Genomic DNA, 8327 nt, shown 5'->3' with positions numbered 1-8327 from the left:
ACACTGTCACAACTGACGATCCACTTTCCAGATCGCTTGGAAAAATACATCAGCTTATGAGGCCATTTGGCTGACACAGAGTTTTGAACATCCTCTACCCATTGACTAAAACCAATCAACAATCCTACTTCTGAATTTCATAAATGATATTGACCAGAGCGGGGCTTTCTCGAACCAGACTCTCCTGCGCAGTAACACACAATCACCAGCATAAATGCTTAGATTGCATCCCACCATTAATATTTGCGCCTGCCGCGCCGATTAAGGCGCGCCTTTGCAGTGCCTCCAGGACACAGGATTCACGTACCCTCCTCCAGATCACTAGGACACTCAAAAAGTTGAACACCGTTCATCCACTTGAGTACAGTACGAAAACCAAGTAACAGGCCCGCTAGTGCATACACCAAATAGGTAGGCGCTATGTACTAAAAAGGGGGAAGGAAAGAATACACTGCGCTCGGGACCGTATGAGGCATGGTTGCCGATTAAGAGCTTACAGGGATGTATTCACAGCGCGTCTCCAGTGCAGTGTATTCTTTTCTTCCGACCCAGTCTATATCACCCAGGATAAACACTGGCGCCAATCCCACTCCTATTGCTTAAGAAAAACCGAAAGCACAAATGTTTTGGATATTAAAAAACCAACCCTTCCCTTATCCAAAAATCCCCTACTGCTCCCTCACTAAGGATGTGCAATCACTAACAGAGTATTTGCGTGTTTCTGTACACAAGCCACAGCCATACGAAGATTCTCCGGGTCCAGCGCAGCAAAGCTTTCATCCAATACTACCAGTTCGGCGTTTTGTAAAAGCGCACGAGCAATAAACAAACGGCTCATCTCACCATGTGATAATCGCCATCCCATCTCCCCAACTGTCTGCAACATGCCCGCAGGCATTTTTTGTATTAATGGGGTCAGACCCAGCTCATCACAAATAGTGTAGGCCTTTCGTAAGCTCCCCTTTCTCGGTGGCCATTCATCACCCATCAATAGGTTAAACAGAAAAGAGTCCCCAAGCACATGGTTTTCATAAAACTGAGGTGCAGTAGCGACTAATTTACGCCACTGATCCTGCCCGATACTAGTTCGATCGTACCCATTAATTAATAACAGTCCATCACTCGGCTCCTGGAAGCCGGTAATTATATTGACTAATGTGGATTTCCCTGAGCCGGAGGCCCCTTGTAGTAACAGGCGATCACCAGGGTAAATACTCAAATTGCAGTTCGACAGAGCCGGTTTTTCATTATTGGGGTAGCTAAAATACAAATCGCGTAAATAACACACCGGTTGCCCGACAGTGTGTCCATCATCATCCGCACCGCTAACGCGTGTGGCACTGGCCAGGGCAACTCCTTGCGGCGCCTCCAAGGCAAAAAGTTCGCGTACTTTCTCCCAGGCCACCAAGGCGCTCAAGGCATTGGTAAAGCCATTCATGCACTTGAGTACCGCTCGATAACCGAGCAGTATCCCCCCGAAGGCTACTGCCAATTGCGCGCTACTGACATCTCCGCCGACAAAAGCCGGAACCAGCCCCACCGCGCCAAGTAACAACCAAATTCGCGGTAAGAGCGCTATCATACGTACTGTAGAATTATCCATCTCTGTGGAACTCTGCAGATATTCGCTCAGTTCCCGATCCTCACCCCGGTGCCAATTAGCCTGAGCTTGCTGAATAAGGCGGGTGCGATGTCCGAGCATTTTTTCTATCAGACGATCTGTCATAGACAAACGCTGGGCAGTCCAGCGGCGACGACAATGGTACTGAGCCCTGCCCAGAAAAATCGCTATCAGTAAAAACAGGGGCACTACCAGCAAATGCGCCGGACCTCCAGCACCAAGCATTAGCACTAAAGCCGCCATCAGCCACTCAACCATGCCAAGCAATAAGAGAAAGCCTCCCTGTAGAGCACTGGCTTCGATATTTTCCGCATCGTAAACCCTCCCCAGCACTTGCCCCGTGCCCATATGACGCACACGCCCGGGATCGATACGCAGGGCACTGGCAAGCAAACGCTGTTTCAGCAATGTCCCGACCTCCACCGATACAGAGCCGCGTAAATGCGCGGTAAGCAGTGACAATGGTATCTGGGTGGCCACCAACAGCACCCAGGCTGTGAGCCAGCCGGTATCAATATAGCCACTGAGCACCGCGCGACCGATCACCCACCAACTAGCCATAAACAAGGCCATTTGCACGGTGTGGCAGGCGAGCATGCCCGTAAATTGCCAATGCTGGCCACGTAAACGTAATTGCTGCCAAAAGGATCGGTGTGCCGGCTGGCGCAGCAACCAGCACTCGTCAAGTTGCAGTCCTACAAGATTTTCTTTCAGTAATGCTTCTGTGGCGCGTTCGCGCCGCCGCCCCTGAATATTGGCGCTGTCAAGCAAGCGGCTAATACGTTCTCGTTGGGGGGTTTCCTGTTTGTGGCTAAGCTGAGCTATCACCTGCCGTGGGCAGACCTCAACCAATTGCAACGCCGGGGTAAGTAAATGTAATTGACGTCGATTACCGCCACACAAGGCAACAAAATACTCTTCATCATCGAAGCGCAGACGTACCAAGGCTGGGGCGGCTTGCAGTAACATCTGGCTCAACTCACCGTAACTGCAACTAACTCGTTCAATTTGTATATCCAGGGCTTCCGCACTTGCTTGTAGACGGCTGTCCGCATCAGTCCCAGCCTCAAAGGCAGAGCAGCCGGATATTGCCGGTTTCAGGCCACAGTGCCGAGCTAGCGTTTGTAGGGCAGATTCCAACTGGGTTACGGGCCAGCACTGGGCGCGCAGGTTATTCGCTGAGCCCTCAGTACTCACCGATCACCTCCGTGCACTCCTTGGCCCCTTGCCTCGCTACTGAGGCTTCCGCTTGCTTCCCGCTTTCTGTCAAATATCCTGCGTTCATATGCAAGTGGCGCCAGTCTGCACTTTGCCAGCAGCCCTGCCACAATCCTTGCTCAGCAGCCAGTAGCTGGGCATAACGGGAATCCCCTCGAGTGCCCAATTCTACTGGTGCTCCGTCTTCAACTATGTGGCCATCTTCCACCACCAGCACCCGGGAGAAGTTCTGCGTCTCGGCAATATCGTGAGTAATGCAGATTAATGTGGTGTCTTTCCAGGTTTCTCGCACACGTCCGAGAAGGCGCTGGCGCTGCTCGCGGTCGAGGCCACGGAAAGGCTCATCCAGGATGGCACAATAGGGGTGTTCCCGACCTAGGGCGCGCCCCAGGCGCACACGCTGGCCCTCACCGCCACTGACAAGCGCACCGCCCTCACCAAGAGCGCTTTGTAAACCATCGGGCAGAGAGGCTACCAGTTTAATCAGGTCCGCCTGTTCAAGAGTTGGAAACAGAGATTTATTGGGGTTGTTACCGTAATGCAGGTTGTCGAGCAGACTGCTGTTCCACAATTGAATGGCGGGGTCTACCCAGGCACAGTGCAGGCGAAAGCGGGCCTGAAGCTCCCCCTTCAGTTCAGCACCATTCAATAGCAGACGTCCGCTGGCAGGCTTATGCCAGCCCAATAAAAGCCCGGCAAGGCTGGACTTGCCCGCTCCAGATGGGCCGACAATTGCGACATGTTCTCCGGGAGCAATATTCAGGTTGATACCGTCAAGAATGGTGCGGCCACTGGCATTGACACTGACATTTTCAAAACAAAGATGGGCTGGCTGCTGCGGGCAAAAATCCTCCCCGTCATCAACCGAACCCTGCTCCTCTTTATCCCTGACTGCTTGCAGAGGCTCAAGCGCCCGCAGCAAGGTATTACGCTGCCGCGGATACTGCCGAATCAATACGGCGATATCCTCACCCAATGGTGGGAGAGCTAATACCCAATAAATCATAAGCAACAAGTCTGGACTCGCCCTTTGAAAATGAATGCAATAAGCCACCAGTGTGCAGGCAAGCAGGCTGTTTACTATCAGTTGCACCGCTTGGCTATTAAGCTGCAAACGTAAAGAAACATAACTGGACCTGACCCACTCGGAAAGTAGGCTCTCATGCTCCCTACGGACTGACTCAGCGGCGCCATGGGATCGGATCGGCACAATACCCAATAGTGCATCCATATAGAAGCGCGCCAAAGCGCCGGCATGGGTCTGTACACGCATATTGTGGTCGTTAAGGAGAGGCTGAAACACCAGCGGGACTAGTATCTGCATAACAGCCATCAGTATCACCAGCGGGGCAAGTGCCGGGGCGATCCAGATAATCCCAGCAGCTGTAGCAAGCAGTGAGAGCGCTTTAAAAAGGAGTCCGCCACCCAGTATCGGTAGCTCGCGTAAAGCGGTAATGCGATGACTACGCTCAGCCGTATCTGAGGTGGGGCGACTCTGAAAAAAATGATCAGGGATCTGTGGCAGAGCGGCGAGAAAGCGTATACGAAATCGATTTTCCAGATGCCGCCCAAGCATCAGCTGAACTTTGGCTACGGGATACTGCACGAAAAATACAGTCAACATAAAACCCAGCAATAGCGCCATTGTACTTATTCGCTGCACTCCGGTAGCTAGCTCACTATGGATATCGATCAACCCTCGAAACAGTAAAGCCTCCGCCATTAGGCCAAATACAGCTGCGAGCATCGCAAGGAACACTAGGGTGGGGGCAAGCAAACCATCATCACGCAACATTCCCCACAACTCTTGTAGTGGGCGCACTGGGGGTTCCTTTAATGCTCTGGACAAGTTCTCAGAGCTTGGCTTTACTTCGGCAGCTTCTCGAACACCTTTAACACTCACAATTACCGCGCCACTGAATTCCAGTTGCTCTGGAGCTGAATCCACAGCCTCCATGATCTTAATACCTGGCGGACCTTGTGGGCGAACACACCAATAATTCTCGGGCACAAGGGCAAAAGCACAGGTCGAATCCTGAGCAAATTCCCACATTAACTTTTGCAACACCCCACTAACCTCGCGCCCACGGCGTAATGCTCCAGACGAGACCAAGGCTGTCATCATGCGCACAGACGCATCGAGAAATGCCAGAGAAAGCCAATCACCAGGCTCCAGTGCAAACTGGCAAAACTCTGAACAGAGGGAATCGGAAATTTTTAGCCGCAGCATTCTCTCACAGAGAGGCTTAACAAAGTCATCACCTCCCGCCCAGCTGCGCCACCCTTGTGGAGGAACACGCATGGTATGGATGTGCAACTCCTCGAGAAAACGGCGTGCACTGGGCCAACGTCGGCCGCTAGCCGGGTCCATTACTTGGACAACGCCACCATGGTTGCGCCAAGCAACAACGAAATGAGTATTGCCATTTGGCAGACGGACGACCACCAATCCTGGTAAGTAGCCGGGAATATCCATTAACAAATGATCTTTTGGCACCACCATTTGCGCCGCATCAAGTCCCAATTCAACAGCAATTTTTTCCAGCGTATTAATAGAAGTGCCATCCACGTCTGTCTGGCAAGCATCGCGCAGATGTCCATAATGGACATTGACTCCAAACCCCTCCAGCAGGCACTTTAGGGACGCAGGCCCACAGTCCATATTGGAAGTCTGCACAACCTCTGGTACTAACCAGCGAGTTTTTTGCTTCACGGCAGAATTTCCGAGTTATTTAGTCCACCATCGGGTTCCCCTGTGAGCATACTCCCCACCCTTTGTAACAACAGCTGATAGGGGGTTTTTGAACCAGTAGCAACCTCCACCCGTGCAGGCAGATCATGTAATAAAGGTAAAAGTGGAGGTACTTCGCCCTGAAGGGACAGTTCAACTAAGATTCGATCTCTCTGCACCGCGCTAGCAACCCTCTCTACACGAGCATGTAGCTGCCCATAGCGCGCCCAGGAAAAACCATCCAACTTGACTTGCGCGCTTTGCCCTTCGCGAATATGTCCAAGCGCCAGCGCAGGAGGAAAAAAAGCCTGAACACTGATATTGCCCTTTGCCTGTATTGTCGCAACATGCTGACCGGCTACCAAAACCTCCCCCTCACGAAAATCCGCAAAAGAAGCCAGTTTGCCGGAAATTGGAGCTCTTAACTGCTGCTCATCCACGGCCAGATTACCCTGCTGTATACGAGTATTCACCTCAGCATGCTTACTTTGAATCTCAGCTCTACGTTGCTGCAATTCACTGAGAGCCAATTGATATTCATTAGCAATTTGCTCGCGACGGCCTTCAGCTGCTTCTATTTCAGCTTCTGCTGCAAGAGTTGCCATCGCCATCTGCTGATAAGTACGTTTTGCCGCTAGATAATCTAACTCCGAACTCTGTTGCTTTTTTAGCAACCGTTCATAGCGATCAGCCACATCAGCCTGAATCTGCTGATTGCTTTCTTGGAGCTGATATTGCTGACGTAGAAGTTTGAGTTGCCCCATAAGAGCCTTATCATCTTTCGCAAATTTCTTATTAAGTAAGTCTTGTTCTCTCTCTATTGCATCAAGCTGTATTTCAAGGCTTTGCGAAATCTTGCTATCGCCATCCAAGTCCAGGTCAAACGACGCTGTATCGAGTCGTACCAACTTGTCCCCCCTATTGAGGACGTCGCCTAGCGAGGCCTGAATAGCAACCACCCTTCCTGTTCTCTGGGTGCTCACATGGATAGTATTTTGCTCCTGCTCAAGCTTGGCCTGATCACTGACACTGTATGCAGTAATATCTTTGGTAAAAAACCAAGCAGCCCAAGTCACCATCAGTGATATACCGAATACTGTCACCAGTGCCAAGGAATGAAAATTATCAGCGGAAATAGAGCGTGTAGTGTGTAAGAAAGGTGTTGGCAATGCGATTCACCCAATCTGTACCAGTTAAGGCTTGTGGTATTTATGGTTCATGCTGTTATACATATAGCTTTTGGCTATATATGGTCATAGCGCGGAGCCAAATCTAATTCCCTCATACCAGATAGTCAAACTCAACTACTAGCACAACTCTTAACAGTCACTCTTGCTTTGACGGTCAAAAATCTAGATTACAATGTAAAAAAGTGACTTTATTAGGAATAATAATTCGATGTATCTACCCCTACAGCAGCCTGAAAATAAATTGAGCTCACCCCACTCACAAAGAAAAACTTTGGAAGTAGATTAACTTCCAGAAAAGCACTCCTATAAATTGCTTATTGGGTATCCGTCAGCACCGTCTCGCGGAAACTTCAGGATGATAAATTTGATGAAACCGCAATTTTTAAGGGGAAATAGAATATAAATTCACAGCCTTTTCCATGGAAGCCTGTACTAGTCATTACATACTACTGGGTTAGAAGGAAAGAATACACCGCACTCGAGACTCGCTGTGAATACATCCCTGCAAGCTCGTAATCGGCATCCATACCTCATACGGTCCCGAGCGCAGTGTATTCTTTCCTTCCGCCTTTTTAGTAGTCAGCATTATTGATTGGGAGTAACTATAGATAATCAGTCTATTTAGCCTGGCTTTGCGACATTACCGTCACTGGAAACTGATAGAGCCAACAAAGTTTGAGCACTTAAAGAAAACCACTCTAATTGGATCCAGCCACAATCCCAAATGGACTCCACTACCAACTACAGCCACAGCTACAGCTACAGCTACCAGAGCCAAGTGACTGGTCATAGTGCTAAGATTACCGACACAGACATTTGCAGCAGATTTCTGCTGGCCATATAACCAAGCTTATTTTCAAAAGTGCTACATCTGATCTCCCCAGTATACACTTTCCCTTCTTTCTACAGAAAAGAGTTCCCAAAAAGCAGCATCCCAGACTAGCAGCTACAATGTAATCAGGCTGAGATTATCTCCCTGAGCATCAATATAGGAGATAAATCTGGAAACAGGTTGCCCAGCTCAAAAGCTCACACAAATTGGTGCCAACTTTGAGCACCCATCCGATATCACCACTTCTGGAAGTCGCCAATGCCCAGCTGTAAGATCTTTATAGAATCCTCAAAACTGGTTCCAGATTCTGTTCCGGCTATATTCAATGAGATTATTATTGAGGGTCTTGAGGCAAAAGGCGAGCATGCAGTAACAGCTGTAGTTGAATCAAATTATGTAGAACCTTCAGGTTGCTACATTGAAATAGTATGCTGCCAAAAACCCGCACGCACCCATCAAGCCCTACAGAAACTCGCCATTCGACTGGATGAAACTGCAAGGAGAATTTTTCAGATAGACGAGCCTATCCGGGTAAGGATTTTATTGTTTGACGAAGACTTGGTGTCAGGAACGAATTAGCCTTTTCAGGTGAAAAGCAATAAAGTAAAAATCCGCATTCTTAGAATGCGGAATTGCCCTCGGCCCCCTAAAAGGGGGCTATTGAGCCAGTCTTCTTAGAAGACTGACCGAGAGTTATCCCGCTTTACACTATCAGCGCAAATCCAACCGGGATTG

Annotated in this window: 4 protein-coding genes; 1 reads left to right on the top strand and 3 read right to left on the bottom strand. The window is 49.6% G+C overall.

Translation table 11 applies throughout. From position 1 onward, the window contains the following. Positions 1-682: 682 nt before the first annotated feature. From ACCI49_RS22510 to ACCI49_RS22500, 3 genes are read right to left on the bottom strand one after another with little or no spacing between them, the layout of a single operon-like run. Positions 683-2818, bottom strand: a complete 2136-nt coding sequence (locus ACCI49_RS22510) for an ATP-binding cassette domain-containing protein (RefSeq protein ID WP_371841480.1) — start codon at positions 2816-2818, stop codon at positions 683-685. After that, positions 2808-5552, bottom strand: coding sequence for an ATP-binding cassette domain-containing protein (locus ACCI49_RS22505; RefSeq protein WP_371841479.1), 2745 nt, complete (start codon positions 5550-5552; stop codon positions 2808-2810). Before ACCI49_RS22505 ends, ACCI49_RS22510 begins: the two co-directional genes overlap by 11 nt. Next, positions 5549-6739, bottom strand: coding sequence for an HlyD family secretion protein (locus ACCI49_RS22500; protein ID WP_371841478.1), 1191 nt, complete (start codon positions 6737-6739; stop codon positions 5549-5551). The genes ACCI49_RS22505 and ACCI49_RS22500 overlap by 4 nt, the downstream gene beginning before the upstream one ends. 1111 nt (positions 6740-7850) lie before the next feature. Here ACCI49_RS22500 and ACCI49_RS22495 point away from each other — a divergent pair. Continuing rightward, positions 7851-8171 (top strand): hypothetical protein, encoded by a 321-nt coding sequence (locus tag ACCI49_RS22495; protein WP_371841477.1) that lies wholly within the window; start codon positions 7851-7853, stop codon positions 8169-8171. Positions 8172-8327 lie beyond the last annotated feature (156 nt).

The sequence above is a fragment of the Microbulbifer epialgicus genome (assembly GCF_041447265.1).
In the GTDB taxonomy this organism is placed as follows: Bacteria; Pseudomonadota; Gammaproteobacteria; order Pseudomonadales; family Cellvibrionaceae; genus Microbulbifer; species Microbulbifer epialgicus.
This window is presented reverse-complemented; position numbering and strand designations above follow the sequence as displayed.

What these genes read in the sequence shown, in the direction of transcription:
- ACCI49_RS22495 (WP_371841477.1), top strand. Translation starts at nt 7,851, where the DNA reads ATGCCCAGCTGTAAGATCTTTATAGAATCCTCAAAACTGGTTCCAGAT.